The sequence below is a fragment of the Bacillus cereus group sp. MYBK220-1 genome (assembly GCF_051916445.1).
Taxonomy (GTDB): domain Bacteria; phylum Bacillota; class Bacilli; order Bacillales; family Bacillaceae_G; genus Bacillus_A; species Bacillus_A cereus.
The window spans coordinates 897,730-912,635 of sequence record NZ_JBQAGQ010000001.1 but is presented as its reverse complement, the minus strand read 5'-3'; the positions used below and the strand labels follow the sequence as shown (position 1 = coordinate 912,635).

Here is a 14,906-nt window from a genome sequence, read left to right as displayed (position 1 = left end):
ATATTTTCTTATCCAGAGAGGTGGAGGGACTGGCCCGATGAAACCCAGCAACCGCGATGCAGGTGCTAATTCCAGCAGAACATATTTGTTCTGGGAGATAAGACGAAGATATATACGTAACTTCTTCTTATCGGAGAGGTTTTTTTATTGCAAAAAAACCGATTACGAAAATTTATATTAAGAAGAAAGGGGTTGCGCATTACTGTGACACTCGAAAAATACGTAAAACTGCGTAGTACAGTTTATGAATATATGATAGAGCAAGATAAGCCGATATCATTGTTAGATATTCAAGAACATATCGTTTCGCATCATGAAGGAAAATTCACGAAAAAGATGTTGCATCAATTTTATTTATCAAGATTATTAGACGAACTAAAACTGGATGGGAAAATTACATTAGCTGATGAATATCTCTATGCTGAAAAAGGGGTATTGTATAAGGCGAGAAAAGGGAGCTAAGCTCTCTTTTTTCTTAAAATAACGGAGTATGTAGAGTAAAAGACTGCTAAAGCAGCCTGATACAGGGAATGGTGTTGAGTGTGTAGTGTCAAAAATTGAATGTGCCTGAAAGAGGCAATTCATATCGGCTGCAAATGAAAAGAGACACCTTCGCCGAATAGGTGTCAGTCGTTTTGTCACGTAGACTTGCTACTTAACAGTAATTAGAATAACATGCAGGATTTTTGAAGTCAAAAGGGAATTAAAGGAAGGAGTACAATTATGTACGCTTACTTATTAAAAGATATAACGAAATGGATCCCAAAGTACATTGTAGATAAGGGATATGAATATTATGAAGATGGGCATGTAGAAGATGTTGAAATACAAGATAAAAAAGTGTTTGCTTTCGTTACTGGAAATGCAGGGAGTTATGAAGTAGCTATCGATCTCGAAGATTTTTCAAAAAGTAGTTGCGAATGTCCGTATGAAAATTATTGTAAACATATGGCGGCAGTTGTTTATGATATGCAAGGTACTGGTGAGAGTGCAGTTAAAGAGAAACTGAAAGATTTAGAAAAAGAAGAGTTACTTACTGTATTAAATCGTTTATTACAAAGTTCGAAAAACATGCAAATTGTAGAGAAGATGTTAAAGAAGGAGAAACTTTAACGTATAGAGGGAGTTGTTATGTAGTGAACGTACTAATTGTATACGCTCATCCTAGTCCTTCAAGTTTTAATGCGGCGATTTTAAATCATGTGCAAAAAGGACTACAGGAAACAAATCATTCAGTTACCGTACTTGATTTATACAAAGAACAATTTGATCCAGTCCTCGTATTTAATGAAGAGAAGAAAAGACGTGATTTAGTAAATGAAGAAGAAACAGCTCGATACAGAACGTTAGTAGAAGAAGCAGATACAATTCTATTCATCTATCCAATATGGTGGTGGGGAATGCCAGCTATTTTAAAAGGTTTTATTGACCGTATTTTCGTAGCTGGATTTGCTTATAAATATGAAGGGGCTCTGCCGAAAGGATTATTGCAAGGGAAAAAAGCGTGGGTTATTAATACGTTAGACTCACCTCTATGGTACGTCGCATTGTTATATCGATCAGCAGATTGGATTATGATGAAGAGAGGTATTTTACGTTTTTGTGGCATTCGCGATATAAAACGGTCAGTGTTTCAATCTGTGAAAACGAGTAAAGTATCAAAGCGTGAGAAATGGTTATTACAAATAGAAGAAAAGGCTCGTGCATTATGAATGAAGTCGATCGTATTATAAACTGTGTTCAGTATGATGGCGAACTTTTTCGGAAGTATGTTACGTGTTTACTTCAATTGAAAAAATGTAGCGAAACATTTCAGCAAATTCAAATAGAGTTAAGAAATGATTATTTAATAAGAGGAATTTGTGAAAGAGAAGTTGATCAGGTAGTACGGGGAAGTAAAGAATATGAAACATATTTTCTTCCTAAAGCGTTACAGTGGAATTTTTTGAGGGAACATCCACACCTGATCGGAAAAATTTGCGAAGATTTTTTTGCATTTGAGTCATTACATCTTACGGAGTCAGAGTGGGAGAAGATTATAAATTGCATGGGAAATAAGTGATTTATTATGTAAAAAAGCTAGTATAAAACTAGCTTTTCGTTTAAATAAATAAGAAACATAGACTAATGATAAAACCCGCATATAGTAAGTTCACAACACAAAATCCCATAATGTCACGAGCACCTAAACCAGCTATCGCTAATGCTGGTAATGCCCAGAAAGGTTGAATTAAATTCGTCCAAGCATCGCCCCATGCAATTGCCATTGCTGTTTTTGCAGCAGGTACACCAAGTTCAGCGCCAGCTGGAATCATAATTGGTGCTTGCACAGCCCATTGACCGCCGCCAGATGGAACGAAAATGTTAACAATGCCAGCACTTAAAAATGTAAAGAGCGGAAAAGTCGTTTCATTTGAAATGCTAATAAAGAAATTAGAAATAGCTCCTCCAAGTGAAAGTCCTTCACTATTTGCTCCAATCATCATGCCCATAATTCCTGCGTAAAACGGAAATTGAAGTAAAATGCCAGAAGCACTTTTCGTAGAGTCTGAAAAAGCACGAATATACTGAATCGGAGTACGGTGGAAAATAAGACCTGCAATTAATAACATAAAAATCACGATATCGAGAGTAAGGTTAAAACCTTTCGTATAAAAGTAATTGAAAATATAAATGAGACCTAACAATCCAACGCAAAGTGTAATAATAATGCTATTTTCCATCTTTTCAGCGAACGTATTTTTTTCTACTTCTTGAGCAGCAGCTTCTTCATGGAACACGCTAGGATCTACTGTAATCGTATGTTTTTCATCTGGATGCATCGCTTTATTAATGAGAGGCATCGTAATGAGAAAAATAATAACTGGAACGAGAGCGTATGGTGAGAATAACGTTTCTGTTATTGGAATCGCCTCTTTAATACTTCCAGCAGTCGTTTTAATTAACGTTTCACCGCCTGTTGCTAACGTAAGAGGAATAGAGGCAGAAAGACCGGCATGCCAAATGAGAAATCCAGAGTAAGAAGAGGCGATTGCTAGTCTATAATCTAATCCGTCCAGCTGCCTTGCCACTTCTTTTGCGTATAAAACAGATACAACAATTCCAAAGCCCCAGTTTATGTATGCACCGAGTAAACTTACAATTGAAATGGCAATAATGCCTTGTCCAGTTGTTTTTGGTAGTCTGGCAGCTTTCGTTAATCCTTTTTTAATAAGAGGAGCATTTGCTAAAGCAGATCCAGTCACGAGTACAAGTGCCATTTGCATAGAAAAGGCGAGGAGTCCCCAAATTCCATTACCCCAGTGATTAATCATTTCTACAGGTGTTTGGTGAGTCGCAAACATACCAAAGAAGATAACGAAAACAGTTAGTAAACATGATAAAATAAACGGTTCTGGCAAGAAGCGTTGCACTAAGGCGACGCAACCATTTGTAAAGGAACGAAACAAAATAGATCAACCTCCTTATGTATATGTATTACAATTATTCGAGGTTGTTTAGGAGATAACCTTCAATGTAAAGAAAATTCAGATATTTATAGAGTGGTAATTTATTGATAGATTGATATAGAGCCTCGTATCAAATTCTGCTTTTAATATACTAGAAGAAACGGTTGGAAATGGGGTAGCACTTATAGGGATAGTATAGAGAAAGGTTACTAGTTGGCTTCAAAGCTACTGTTGCAAAGGGAGAGGAGATTCAATACAATAGTGTTGCATTACATGAGAAATATGTTTTAGCACAAATCTAGCTAAAAATGTTTATACAAATACATTTAAAATTGATGGGGGAATTATGATCAAAAGTTTTTATCTTTTAAAGCCTAAAATGTTTACGGCAGATATATATTATAAAGTTTTTATTACAGGTGACTGTATATATTTTATAAAGATTGGCGGACAGTTTCATAGCCGACATGCTTATAAAAAACAATTACCTGGTATTTCAGAGCTATTGTTTTTGTTTTGGTTCAAAAAAATTGAGAAAAAACAATTAAACTTAGAAACTGAAATAGATGTAAAAATACATACTGGCGATGTACATGAACTCTTGCAATTAAAGAATAACTTTTCAATTGAAATAAATATAATTGAAGAGGTACTATTAAATAAACGAGGAACGTTTCATACAGGTTTTAATGATAATGGAACGATTTCCTTCATGTTAAAAAATGGTCAAAAAATAAAGTTCATCATCCCGGAAGAAACTTTATTTTCATCTATAGAAGAAATTTTCGACCAATATGAACAGACAATCTTTGTAAGGGAAGTGTTTTAAAGGAAACGATTAATTTATTATCTTTTTAATAAAGTGATAGAAAGCTTCATTAAAAAGATGAAGCTTTTTACTTATAAAAGATAACAAAAGTAATACATTCATTACTACATTTGTGTGTGAATTCAAGAAAAATTAAACCACCTAGCCCCTAAAGAGAATATAGGAAGCAGATGGTTTAGGTGTTTTGAGAGGTATCCTGTTTTCAGGATTTAGTTCAAATTATTGATTTGCATTTTTATATCGAGTAAATTTAAGTTTCTGGAATAATTGTAATAGCGACAGTCCGAACCGGAGTCTCTATTTCGTCGCCTTTACTTTGGCTATTGTAGTATTTAATCATTAATTCGTTAAGTTCGTTTTGAAATTTTCCAAAGTGTTCTTCATCTAGCTTTAATTCTACTACAGAAAAAGTAGCAGTATCTTCTTGACTGTTTTGTTCCTCTAATTTCTTAAGGTAACTTTGATATTGTGTCATAAGTGATAACTGATAATAGGAAATGTAGTTTAACTTTTCATCATCAGATAATCCTTTCCATTCACTTCCTTCAATTTTTGCATCTTCTTCATTGATTGCGTAATATTTTTCAGAAACAGATTTTACCTTTTTTTCTTTAATTACATGAACGATACCTGAATCAACCATAGTTTGTAGCTGTCTATATAGTGTTGCTTGTGGTACATTTTTAATGATTTTTACCATTTCTAATGGTGTTAACCCATCTTCTTTATTTCTCATTAACACTTGGCAAATTTTCATTCTTACCGGATGCATTAAAATTTCAACTTTATTACTCATTATATCACCTTATGTATTGTTTTTTATTCTCATTATAAATAATGAGAATAATGATTGCAATCCATCCGCTTTTGTTTTATCATTATCAATAATGATAATGAGATTTAAAAGGAGTGATGACAATGAAAATACATTATGGATTGAATGATCTTAAAGACATTGATATTATGGCTTTTCTACCCATTATATTACCAGTTATTGCAGTGGGAGCACTTTTAGTTTTAATTGCATTCATTGATTTATATCGACATAGGAAAACAAGAAAAAATGTACTTGTATGGACGTTAATTATTCTTTTCGTTAATATATTGGGACCTATCTTGTACTTTGTTATAGGGAGAAAGGACAGTGAGAAATTATGAAATTAGAGATTAAAAATGTAACAAAATCATTTAAAGGAAAAATTGCTGTGAATAATTTCTCGATGGAACTGCAAGCAGGGGAATGCGTCGGATTAATTGGACCAAACGGAGCAGGGAAATCCACATTAATAAAAGTAATTTCGGATATTACTAATCCAACTGCTGGTGAAGTTTTATTGAATGGGATAAAAATATCAAAAATGAAAAGTGAAATTGGTTATTTACCTCAATATCCTAATTTTTTTCATTGGATGACAGCGAGAGAAACGCTTACGTTTATGGGCCAACTTTCGGGGTTGAAAAAAGAAGAATTGTCAAAGTCGATTCCAAAAATGTTGGAGAAAGTTGGACTAAAGGAAGAAGAAAATGCAAAGGTTAGTACATTTTCTGGTGGAATGAAACAACGACTTGGTATTGCACAAGCATTATTGCATAAACCTTCGCTTATTGTCATGGATGAACCAGTATCCGCATTAGATCCGATCGGCCGGCGGGAAGTATTGAATCTGATTAAAGAAATAAAAAAAGATACAACCATTTTATTATCAACCCACATCTTAAGCGATGCAGAAGAAATCTGTGAACGATTTGTCATTATAAAAGATGGAACAAAAATAGAAGACACAACGATTACGGAGCTTTTACAACGTAATCGTGAAAATAAATTAATGATTGAAATAACAACTAAAGATCAAAATTGGATTGAAGTTGTAAAGAAATTACCGTATGTGAAGAATGTAGAAGTGGTTGGGCTTAAAATCAAAGTGAAGGTTGAAAGTATCGAAATAAACAAAAATATGTTACTGCAAAATGCACTCGAACATAAAGTGGACATTGTTAAATTTAAAATGAGCAACGATACTTTAGAAGAAATTTTCTTGAAATTGGTGGTGTAAAAATGAATAACTCAATGGTATTGATAAAAAAAGAATATGTTCAAATGTTACGTGATTTTAAGATTATTTGGCTACCAATTGTTTTTATATTTTTAGGTGCAACACAGCCGATAGTAACTCATTATTTGCCATCAATTCTAGAAGCATTAGGTGGAGGCCAGGGAATTACAATTGATCTGAGTATGGCAGCGCAAAAAGGGGGCGAAGTATTAGCGAGTACTTTAGGATCCCAGTTTGATCAGCTTGGACTTATGATTCTAGTGATTTCTATGATGGGTGCAATTCAAACAGATAAAGCTAATGGTATGTTGGCCTTTATTTTAACAAGGCCCGTTACTGTTACTTCATATGTAGGTGGGAAAATAGTGTCAAACTATTTAATGGTAGCGTTTAGTGTAACAATTGGATACGTAGCTTCTTATCTATATGTAAATTTTCTTTTTACTGCCGTTCCATTTGCACACCTAATTACTGGATTACTATTTTATCTAATTTGGGTTCTTTTTATCGTATCTTTCACAACAATGATAAGTGCTATTTTTCACAGTCAAGGTATGATTGCATTAATTTCAATTGTTTTCCTTTTAGCCTGCAGAGTAATCGTCGGTTTGAATCCAATAATGGATCAGCTTAATCCAGCCGGTATGAGTAAGTATGCAATGGAAACGTTAGTCACGGGGGTAGTAAATTCAAACGCAATAATTACTGGATTACTAACTATAGTGTGGATTTTATTGACACTCTTCGTAACGTATTATTGGATTGCTAATAAAAAGTTTCATTATGAATAACCGTGATGAGGGTAGTGGTTTCAAATAAAACAACGCAATAAGAAGAAGCTTTCACTACCGTGGAAGCTTCTCCAAATGATGTGCAATATCAATATACATATTTGAGTAAACCGAATGTATTTCATTACTTGGCGTTGCGTTAGAAGAGAAGTGAGCGATTACCATATTTGCTTTCGGATCGATGTAAAGTGTTTGTCCGTAACTACCTAACACTTCGAAAGCACCTTGTTCATTGTGGGGAATCCACCATTGATTATGATAAGAAATGGAAGCTCCAGGGCCAATTGCAAGTTCACCTTCTTGGACATTTTTTACACTTTCTGTAATAGAAGAAGGGAGAATGTGTTTTCCGTTATATTCCCCGTTGTTTAATAGTAATTGCCCGAATCTCGCCATATCTCTAGCAGTTGCATTTAATCCAGCACTAGCTTGTTCTACTTTTGTTTCATCTGTAACGTAATACGCGTTTTCTTCCATACCAATTTGAGACCAAATTCGTTCGCTTACATTTTCAGCTAGTGATTTACCAGTAATAGTTCTAATAATCCAAGCGAGCGTTTCTGTTGATCCGTTATTGTAAGAAAAGGAAGAACCAGGCGGTGCCGTTTCTTCGGCTTCCCGTAACATATCATAAATTTTCATCGGACCGTCGTAATTTTTGCCGCGGGGTAAAATATTGCTAGCTAAATATAATTGTGCATCTTGATTTTCTAGCCCAGGTTGCTCATATCCATGAGTAGGATATTCAGCTGAAACTTGCATGTCCATTAATTGCTGAAGTGTGGCATTACCGAACGGTGTGTTTTTTAATTCTTTTATGTAAGTGTCAGCTGTTTTCTCTAAATCGATACGATTCTCTTCAGCGAGAGATTGTATAATTGCCCCGGTAAAGACTTTTGCTAATGATGCCATACCATGAGGTTCATTCTGTTTATACCCATTGAAATATCGTTCGTAAACAAGTTGTCCATTATGTACAACGACAAAAGCATCTGTTTTGTTATCATCTAAAAGTTTTTTTAGAGGAGTTGTATTTCCGAATCTACGCTCCACAGCAAAATCGTCTAAGTTTTGCAATGCGGAAGGGAAGTGAGCAATTTGGTCAGGATTGTTTTTTACGTCATTAACTAAAGTGAATTCTTTCATGTGTGTGTACGACCAACGTAAGTAAGGGTCATTTAACCAGTTTTCTTTTGTCACATTATGTTTTGATGGGGTCGTTTTATTTTGTTTGAAGTAAGTAAACCCAAGCCCTGTAATTACAAATATGAATGTTAGTATAAGTAAGAGTAGGGGAGATTTTTTTAGTTTCATATATGGCCCTCCTTTTTATTTCTACTATAAGTATACGCTCGTCTTGAAAGAAATACAAAATAAGGAAAGTAAACGGGGAAGTTTACTTTCCTTATTAACGTTAAGCGGAAATTTTTCCGTCTGTAGGTTGTTTCTTGAATTTTTGTTTTCGTCCGTGTAATCCATAATATAAAAGTAAAGTGAACGCAACGATAATAGCTGCGATAAAATACATATTATGATAACTGGATTTCGCTGCGACAATACCTAAAATGAAAGAACCAAAACCAATACCACTATCAAAGAATGAGAAATACGTAGCTGTCGCAGAACCACGTCTATGGTTTGGAGCGGCAGAAATCGCAATCGTTTGGAAACTCGGAATTAATGTCCCGTAACCTAAACCGATTAGCATACCTGCGCCAAGGAACCAAAATGAAGTTTGTGCTTGGCTTAATATGAACATTCCGATTGTGAAAATAATGATAGCAGGGTAAACGAGTACATTTTCACCGAAGCGATCAAAAATCTTTCCTGTAAATGGACGAGAAATGACAACAACAAGTGCGTATAAAATAAAGAAGTAACTTGCAATTTCACTTAAACCGAGTTCTTTCGCATAAATAGGAATAAAGGATAAAATACCACTATAAGAAAAGGCTAAAACAAATCCTGTAAGTGCAATCGGAATAGAAGATGGTTCGATTAAGTCTTTCCATTTCATTTTTTCACGTTTTTGTTTGCTAACAGGTGCTTCGTGCGGAATATCTACAAGTAGTCCTAATAAAAATGCAAGTAATGAAAATACGGAACAAACGATAAATAATACAGTAAACGAAAAATGAGAAATAATTGTTAAACCTAAAAAAGGACCAATTACCATCGGCAGACTCATAAATACGCCGAAATATGCAAGCGCTTCGCCTCGTCGATGAGCTGGCGCAACATCAGTTACAATCGTACCAGTAGCTGTCGTTGCCATCCCGAACCCAATACCGTGCAAGAAGCGAAGGGCAAGTAATAAGAATAAACTTTGCGCACCGAAATACATAACAGTAGCGGCTAAAAATAATGAAAGTGAAATAAATAATATTTTCTTTCTTCCTAAATCATCGAGCCATTTTCCTGTGAATGGTCTACATAAAACAGAAGAAATAAGAAACACAGTTGCAACTAAACCAATTTCCTCAGGTTTTCCTTTTAGGCCGTCTATGACATAGACAGGCAGAGTAGTCATAAGCATGTAAAATGTTAAGAAGAGAAATAGACTACTAAAACAAGTTCCGAGGAAATCCTTCGTCCAAAGTTTCTCACTTTGCATCGTCATCCCTCCAATTTAATCTAAATTTTTAATAATTTGTTGTAACACTTGAAATGCTTGATGTAAATCATCTTCATTAATACCTTCTAGCGTTTTTTCTTCGAAAGTATCAACTTCTTCTTGCCATACTGGAATCATCTTTATCGCTGTTTCGGATAAAGAAATGAGCTTCTCGCGGCGATCTTTACCTTCTGTACGAATAATCCATCCCATCGTTTCCATACGTGTTAACGTACGAGTCATCGTTGGTGATTCAACATTTAAATACTGGCACAATTCTGTTTGCGTACAAGAACCAGTTTGATTAATGCGGAAAATAACAGCCCATTGCGCACTAAATAACCCTGTTGGAGATACACGTTCATTAAATTTCTTCGTAAACTTTCGAGAAGTCTGGCTGACGATGTGAAAAAAATGTTGTTTTTCGTCCATGTATTTTGATCCTTTCAAATTAGTTACCTAGCTAACTATATACTTTTTTATAATAATTGTCTAGTAATAGACATGTTGATTTATGTAAAAAATTCTTATAGGTTTTATGTTGCGAACGTATATTCTACGTGCTATTCTTTAATTAAGTAAAGAATTTTCTTTCTATTAAATAGAATGGGGGAACTTGTGATGATTAAGCCTGCAACAATGGAGTTTGTTTCACTATCGAACGGAGAAACGATTGCATATCAGGAAGTTGGAAGGCGAAATACAGATATTCTTGTACTCATTCACGGGAACATGACATCGTCACAACATTGGGATTTAGTTATTGAAAAGTTGCAAGATCAATACCATATTTACGCTCTTGATTTAAGAGGGTTTGGACAATCAACGTATAATCAGTCGATAGATTCATTACAAGACTTTGCAGAAGATGTAAAATTATTTATCGACGAGTTAAAGCTAGAGAAATTCTCATTAATGGGCTGGTCAATGGGTGGTGGCGTTGCGATGCAATTTACAGCGAATCACCCAAATTTTGTAGAAAAGTTAATTTTAGTAGAATCAGTAGGAATGAAAGGATACCCAATCTTTAAAAAAGATACGAATGGGCAGCCGATTGTATCAAGTTTAGTAAAGACGAAAGAAGAAATTGCGCAAGAGCCAGTACAAATCGCTCCAGTATTAGACGCGATAAAAAATATGAACAAACTATATTACCGTACAGTATGGAATCTATTAATATATACACATAATCAACCTGAACCGGACCGTTATGAAAAGTATTTAGATGATATGTTAACGCAACGTAATTTCGTAGATGTGAATTATGCGCTCATTACATTTAATATTTCAGATGAATATAATGGGGTTGTAGAGGGAAGTAAGCAAATTCATCGTATTAAAGCGCCAACACTCGTCATACAAGGCGATAGAGATTATGTCGTTCCGCAAGTAGTCGGTGAGGAATTAGCGAAATATTTGCCAAATGCAGAGTTGAAGGTATTAGAAGATTGCGGACACTCACCGTTTATTGATTGTTTAGATGTATTTATAAAACATGTAGAGGATTGGTTAGAACAGAAATAATCCCCGAAATGAGAAGTGTTGCATATACTATAACATTTGTATTTATAAGGGGAGATTATCAATGCATAAACCATCCTTAATCGCTTATTCGCCATATAATCATCATATCTATACAAAAATAATGATAGATCCGATGTATATGCAAGTTTCACCAGCTGTAGTTCCTTTACAAATGCAGCAGCCACTAACAGCTCATATGCAACATTACTTATATGGACCTTCATTTTATGAAAATCCATATTTTAAACACTTTCATTACAATGTGAAAGCGCAAGTTTGGGAAGGATAAGATAACAAGCTAAAAGGTTCATTCTTTTAGCTTGTTTTTTATTGCGAATATTCGTACACGCATTTGAAGAAACAGTTTATAATGAAAAGTGGAAGCATGAGAAGGAGAGGGACAGAGGATGTCAATGCGTTTTACTTTTTGGATTATGGTTGGGATTGTAGCAATCTCGGGTTTGTCACAAGGAATGCTCTTACCGGCCATTGCAATGATTTTTGAACAAGAAGGGGTTAGTTCAAGTATTAATGGTATTCATGCGACGGCATTGTACATTGGGATATTAGTTATTTCGCCGTTTCTTGAAAAACCGATGCAAAGGTTTGGAATGAAGCCGATTATTGTTATAGGTGGGTTTCTCGTTATTATTTCATTATTCTTTTTTACACAAACATTTTCATTTTGGGTATGGTTTATCCTTAGATTTCTAGTTGGAGTTGGAGATCATATGCTTCATGTCGGAACACAAACATGGATCACGACAACATCAGACCCAAGTAAAATAGGGAGACAAGTATCGATATACGGTGTATTCTTCGGAATTGGTTTTGCCGTTGGTCCGTATTTAGCAAGCACTGTGCAGTACGGTCTTGCAACGCCATTTATTATATCTACTATACTTTGTTTAATAGGTTGGCTTTTACTACTTCCAACAAAAAATGCATTCCCAGCGCAAGATGAAAGAGAAGTGAAGAGTGAATCATCATTTTCTCGTTATAAACAAGTTGTTGGATTAGGATGGATTGCACTGCTAGGACCACTTGCATATGGCGTACTTGAAGCAATGCTAAACAGTAACTTACCAGTATACGCACTTCGTAAAGGGTGGTCTGTTTCAGATGTATCCTTCTTATTACCAGCATTTGCAGTTGGGGGTATTATTACACAAATTCCGCTCGGTATATTGAGTGATAAATACGGAAGGGACCGTATTTTAACGTGGACGTTTAGCATAAGTACGGGCATTTTTCTACTTGCCGCCGTATTTGATCAATATTACTGGATCGTCTTTGCCTGCATGCTTTTAGCGGGTATGGTTATTGGATCGTGCTTCTCTTTAGGGCTTGGATTTATGACTGATTTATTACCGAGACACTTACTACCAGCAGGTAATATATTATCCGGAATCGCTTTTAGTTTAGGAAGTATTATGGGACCTGTATTAGGCGGCGTATTTATAGAAAAAATACAGTATACAAGCTTTTTTATTGCGGTTATGATTATAATGGGAATTCTCGCAATGTTATATATGGTCTACATGAAAAATCAATTCGCATCAAGAAAAATAGAAAGTAGGTTAGGGCATGACAAAACAACCTAATAAAAAGAAATTTGAAGTACTTGAAAATGAAACAATTACAGACTGCTTAGCACGTATGGAACAAGAAGGCTACGCTCCGTCTCGTCGTATGGAAGAGCCAATCTTTCATGAAGTAAAGAAAGACGGCAAAACAGTAGTTGAGCCGTGCGGTAGGAAGATTGTTTTTGAAGGGAAATTGAAGTAATCCAATAACAAATTCTCTTTATAGTATAGAGCCATCCAATAGTTGGGTGGCTTGTTTTTTTATTAATCAATGAAGGAATTGAATAGAATGAATCTCTCGTTCATTTCTCCTAATTGGCTTCTTTATATGGGGCAAAAGATTGCTACTTTTTTCGTATATTGGTAAAATAAGTTCTTGGGTCTTACTTATTGTTATCGGTATAATGTTTGTCGCTTGAATGAAAGAAATTAGTTGCAAAAATTTCGCACTATGTAAAGGGGTACAGCAACGATCCCTTTTTTGGAGGCACCTTAAACATAAAGCGAGAGAAGAGGCTATATGAACGATTCTCCTATCTTGTTTAAATATTAAACGAGTTATTGCAATTGGAATAGGTATATCAAACTAGTCGACATCCTGATGGATTATGTTTTTCTAGTAATCTATTACTTCTGATGGAATCGATAGATTGCTAGAAAGCGGAAAACAATTATTAGTATATTCCGAAGCAGGTGTAACAGAGTGTCCTTCCATAATTAAGGGTAAAACCAAAATACGTTGTTGTAAAGAATGATTTGTTAGAACAGGTTATAAGGAATAAAACAGAAAAGAGGATCACATGTTAGATACTTTACAGAGAAGTAAAAAGTTTTTTTTAGTATGTCTTATTTTTTTAGTGCTTTTAACCGCTTGTGGTAATACTGATGTTAAGACATCTAAAGCTTCGTTACCACCGGCTGAATCCAATATAGATACATCATTAAAAGCACCGAATTGGGTAGATAAAAGTCCTATCCAACAGTCTCCTAATTTTACGGAAGATAAAAAAGTACAATCGGTTGTGAATTTAATAGCTACGGGTGATAATTTATATCATGACGCAGTAATTAAAGATGGCAAACAAAAAGACGGTTCATATGATTATAATTATATTTATGAAAATATCAAAAAGGCTGTTAAATCAAGTGATCTTGCTATAGTGAACCAGGAGACTCCGATTGCCGGAAATAATTTAAAAGTACAAGGATATCCGACTTTCAATACACCTGAAGAAGTAGGCCAATCTTTAGTGGACACTGGATTCAATATAGTGACGCAAGCGACAAATCACGCTATGGATATGGGTATTAAAGGTGTTGCGAATACAAGAGAATACTGGAAAAAATATCCGGATGTTATCCCGGTAGGTATTAATGAGAGTAAAAACGAGCGTAATGAAATAAAAACGATTACAAAAAATGGTATTCGTTTTGCGTTACTAAATTATACATATGGTACGAATGGAATTAAAATTCCAGCTGATAAGTCTTGGGCTTTAAATTTAATTGATAAAAAAGCGATACAAAATGATGTGGAAAAGGCAAAGAGTAGCTCTGATATGGTGATTGTTATGGTGCATTGGGGAGTAGAATATACCTCAACACCTTCAAAGCAACAAAAAGAAGTTGCTCAATATTTAACAGATTTAGGTGTAGATGTAGTAATTGGAAATCATCCACATGTAATTCAACCAATTGAGTGGAAACAAAATAAAGATGGACATGAAACGCTAATCTATTATTCTCTTGGAAATCTTATTTCTGCGCAAGAAAAATTAGAAACATTAGTTGGAGGATTATCTTATGTACAATTTGTTAAGTATGAAGATAAAACTTTTGGTATACGACAAGCGGCAATCGTACCGACAGTAACCGACTATGCCGATGGTAAGAAACAATTTAAAATTCAATTTTTAAAAGATTATTCGGATGAAAATTCTAAAAAACATGGAATTAAAAAATTTGTCGGCCCCGTTTCTTTGAAGGATTTCAAGGAGATTCCTAGAGACGTGTTGGGAAATTGGTATAAAGACTAATAAACAAAAAGGGAATGAGATAC

General features: G+C 34.7%; 18 protein-coding genes and 1 riboswitch. Of the genes, 13 read left to right on the top strand and 5 right to left on the bottom strand.

Going from position 1 to position 14,906, the window contains the following annotated elements; translation table 11 throughout:
• Nucleotides 1-5 precede the first annotated feature (5 nt).
• Nucleotides 6-104: riboswitch (SAM riboswitch) on the top strand.
• Between the two features lie 100 nt (nt 105-204).
• The 4 genes from ACTFRU_RS04625 (at nt 205) to ACTFRU_RS04610 (ending at nt 2,062) form a co-directional block, all read left to right on the top strand.
• The gene (locus ACTFRU_RS04625; RefSeq protein WP_000171476.1) at nt 205-462 is read left to right on the top strand and encodes a hypothetical protein; all 258 of its coding nucleotides are present in this window, start codon (nt 205-207) and stop codon (nt 460-462) included.
• A gap of 261 nt (nt 463-723) precedes the next feature.
• Nucleotides 724-1,113 (top strand): SWIM zinc finger family protein, encoded by a 390-nt coding sequence (locus ACTFRU_RS04620; protein WP_016122865.1) that lies wholly within the window; start codon nt 724-726, stop codon nt 1,111-1,113.
• Between the two features lie 23 nt (nt 1,114-1,136).
• Entirely contained in the window at nt 1,137-1,712 is a 576-nt protein-coding gene (locus ACTFRU_RS04615) for an NAD(P)H-dependent oxidoreductase (protein ID WP_142408766.1), read from the top strand.
• Nucleotides 1,709-2,062, top strand: coding sequence for a group-specific protein (locus ACTFRU_RS04610; protein ID WP_140387049.1), 354 nt, complete (start codon nt 1,709-1,711; stop codon nt 2,060-2,062). Before ACTFRU_RS04615 ends, ACTFRU_RS04610 begins: the two co-directional genes overlap by 4 nt.
• A 40-nt stretch (nt 2,063-2,102) precedes the next feature.
• Here the strand turns inward: ACTFRU_RS04610 and ACTFRU_RS04605 are convergent, their stop codons facing one another.
• Nucleotides 2,103-3,449: a short-chain fatty acid transporter gene (locus ACTFRU_RS04605; protein ID WP_000490030.1), complete on the bottom strand. Its 1,347-nt coding sequence runs from the start codon at nt 3,447-3,449 to the stop codon at nt 2,103-2,105.
• A gap of 346 nt (nt 3,450-3,795) precedes the next feature.
• Here ACTFRU_RS04605 and ACTFRU_RS04600 point away from each other — a divergent pair, with 346 nt between their 5' ends.
• Complete coding sequence (locus ACTFRU_RS04600; RefSeq protein WP_000597308.1) at nt 3,796-4,278, top strand: hypothetical protein; 483 nt, start codon at nt 3,796-3,798, stop codon at nt 4,276-4,278.
• Nucleotides 4,279-4,528: 250 nt separating this feature from the next.
• On the opposite strand, the gene ACTFRU_RS04595 is transcribed toward ACTFRU_RS04600, so the two are convergent.
• On the bottom strand, nt 4,529-5,074 hold the full coding sequence (locus ACTFRU_RS04595) for a transcriptional regulator (RefSeq protein WP_049108471.1): 546 nt from the start codon (nt 5,072-5,074) through the stop codon (nt 4,529-4,531).
• A 122-nt stretch (nt 5,075-5,196) separates the two neighbouring features.
• Between ACTFRU_RS04595 and ACTFRU_RS04590 the strand changes: the two genes are divergently transcribed.
• From ACTFRU_RS04590 to ACTFRU_RS04580, 3 genes are read left to right on the top strand one after another with little or no spacing between them, the layout of a single operon-like run.
• Nucleotides 5,197-5,436 carry a PLD nuclease N-terminal domain-containing protein gene (locus ACTFRU_RS04590; protein WP_000690914.1) on the top strand — a complete coding sequence of 80 codons (240 nt, stop codon included), beginning with the start codon at nt 5,197-5,199 and terminating at the stop codon, nt 5,434-5,436.
• Nucleotides 5,433-6,332, top strand: coding sequence for an ABC transporter ATP-binding protein (locus ACTFRU_RS04585; RefSeq protein WP_016122861.1), 900 nt, complete (start codon nt 5,433-5,435; stop codon nt 6,330-6,332). The genes ACTFRU_RS04590 and ACTFRU_RS04585 overlap by 4 nt, the downstream gene beginning before the upstream one ends.
• Nucleotides 6,333-6,334: 2 nt before the next feature.
• Entirely contained in the window at nt 6,335-7,123 is a 789-nt protein-coding gene (locus ACTFRU_RS04580) for an ABC transporter permease subunit (protein ID WP_016122860.1), read from the top strand.
• 54 nt (nt 7,124-7,177) lie between these two features.
• On the opposite strand, the gene ACTFRU_RS04575 is transcribed toward ACTFRU_RS04580, so the two are convergent.
• The 3 genes from ACTFRU_RS04575 to ACTFRU_RS04565 all read right to left on the bottom strand — a co-directional run bounded on the left by ACTFRU_RS04575 (nt 7,178) and on the right by ACTFRU_RS04565 (nt 10,169).
• Complete coding sequence (locus ACTFRU_RS04575) at nt 7,178-8,437, bottom strand: serine hydrolase domain-containing protein (protein WP_016122859.1); 1,260 nt, start codon at nt 8,435-8,437, stop codon at nt 7,178-7,180.
• Between the two features lie 100 nt (nt 8,438-8,537).
• Entirely contained in the window at nt 8,538-9,737 is a 1,200-nt protein-coding gene (locus ACTFRU_RS04570) for an MFS transporter (RefSeq protein ID WP_001190318.1), read from the bottom strand.
• A 15-nt stretch (nt 9,738-9,752) separates the two neighbouring features.
• The gene (locus tag ACTFRU_RS04565; protein ID WP_000343680.1) at nt 9,753-10,169 is read right to left on the bottom strand and encodes a MarR family winged helix-turn-helix transcriptional regulator; all 417 of its coding nucleotides are present in this window, start codon (nt 10,167-10,169) and stop codon (nt 9,753-9,755) included.
• Nucleotides 10,170-10,358: 189 nt separating this feature from the next.
• Here ACTFRU_RS04565 and phaZ point away from each other — a divergent pair, with 189 nt between their 5' ends.
• The 5 genes from phaZ to ACTFRU_RS04540 all read left to right on the top strand — a co-directional run bounded on the left by phaZ (nt 10,359) and on the right by ACTFRU_RS04540 (nt 14,883).
• Nucleotides 10,359-11,261 (top strand): intracellular short-chain-length polyhydroxyalkanoate depolymerase, encoded by a 903-nt coding sequence (phaZ, locus tag ACTFRU_RS04560; protein WP_152121523.1) that lies wholly within the window; start codon nt 10,359-10,361, stop codon nt 11,259-11,261.
• Nucleotides 11,262-11,322: 61 nt separating this feature from the next.
• The gene (locus ACTFRU_RS04555) at nt 11,323-11,550 is read left to right on the top strand and encodes a hypothetical protein (protein ID WP_000549500.1); all 228 of its coding nucleotides are present in this window, start codon (nt 11,323-11,325) and stop codon (nt 11,548-11,550) included.
• A 118-nt stretch (nt 11,551-11,668) separates the two neighbouring features.
• The gene (locus ACTFRU_RS04550; protein ID WP_000062798.1) at nt 11,669-12,865 is read left to right on the top strand and encodes an MFS transporter; all 1,197 of its coding nucleotides are present in this window, start codon (nt 11,669-11,671) and stop codon (nt 12,863-12,865) included.
• Nucleotides 12,849-13,049 carry an NETI motif-containing protein gene (locus ACTFRU_RS04545; RefSeq protein ID WP_000166303.1) on the top strand — a complete coding sequence of 67 codons (201 nt, stop codon included), beginning with the start codon at nt 12,849-12,851 and terminating at the stop codon, nt 13,047-13,049. The genes ACTFRU_RS04550 and ACTFRU_RS04545 overlap by 17 nt, the downstream gene beginning before the upstream one ends.
• A 598-nt stretch (nt 13,050-13,647) precedes the next feature.
• Entirely contained in the window at nt 13,648-14,883 is a 1,236-nt protein-coding gene (locus tag ACTFRU_RS04540) for a CapA family protein (protein ID WP_000887599.1), read from the top strand.
• Nucleotides 14,884-14,906: the final 23 nt, after the last annotated feature.

Bases quoted from the DNA above. Each gene is read 5' to 3' on its own strand.
- ACTFRU_RS04620 (WP_016122865.1), top strand. From the start codon at position 724: ATGTACGCTTACTTATTAAAAGATATAACGAAATGGATCCCAAAGTAC.
- ACTFRU_RS04610 (WP_140387049.1), top strand. From the start codon at position 1,709: ATGAATGAAGTCGATCGTATTATAAACTGTGTTCAGTATGATGGCGAA.
- ACTFRU_RS04600 (WP_000597308.1), top strand. From the start codon at position 3,796: ATGATCAAAAGTTTTTATCTTTTAAAGCCTAAAATGTTTACGGCAGAT.
- ACTFRU_RS04595 (WP_049108471.1), bottom strand. From the start codon at position 5,074: ATGAGTAATAAAGTTGAAATTTTAATGCATCCGGTAAGAATGAAAATT.
- ACTFRU_RS04590 (WP_000690914.1), top strand. From the start codon at position 5,197: ATGAAAATACATTATGGATTGAATGATCTTAAAGACATTGATATTATG.
- ACTFRU_RS04585 (WP_016122861.1), top strand. From the start codon at position 5,433: ATGAAATTAGAGATTAAAAATGTAACAAAATCATTTAAAGGAAAAATT.
- ACTFRU_RS04580 (WP_016122860.1), top strand. From the start codon at position 6,335: ATGAATAACTCAATGGTATTGATAAAAAAAGAATATGTTCAAATGTTA.
- ACTFRU_RS04575 (WP_016122859.1), bottom strand. From the start codon at position 8,437: ATGAAACTAAAAAAATCTCCCCTACTCTTACTTATACTAACATTCATA.
- ACTFRU_RS04570 (WP_001190318.1), bottom strand. From the start codon at position 9,737: ATGCAAAGTGAGAAACTTTGGACGAAGGATTTCCTCGGAACTTGTTTT.
- ACTFRU_RS04565 (WP_000343680.1), bottom strand. From the start codon at position 10,169: ATGGACGAAAAACAACATTTTTTTCACATCGTCAGCCAGACTTCTCGA.
- phaZ (WP_152121523.1), top strand. From the start codon at position 10,359: ATGATTAAGCCTGCAACAATGGAGTTTGTTTCACTATCGAACGGAGAA.
- ACTFRU_RS04555 (WP_000549500.1), top strand. From the start codon at position 11,323: ATGCATAAACCATCCTTAATCGCTTATTCGCCATATAATCATCATATC.
- ACTFRU_RS04550 (WP_000062798.1), top strand. From the start codon at position 11,669: ATGTCAATGCGTTTTACTTTTTGGATTATGGTTGGGATTGTAGCAATC.
- ACTFRU_RS04545 (WP_000166303.1), top strand. From the start codon at position 12,849: ATGACAAAACAACCTAATAAAAAGAAATTTGAAGTACTTGAAAATGAA.
- ACTFRU_RS04540 (WP_000887599.1), top strand. From the start codon at position 13,648: ATGTTAGATACTTTACAGAGAAGTAAAAAGTTTTTTTTAGTATGTCTT.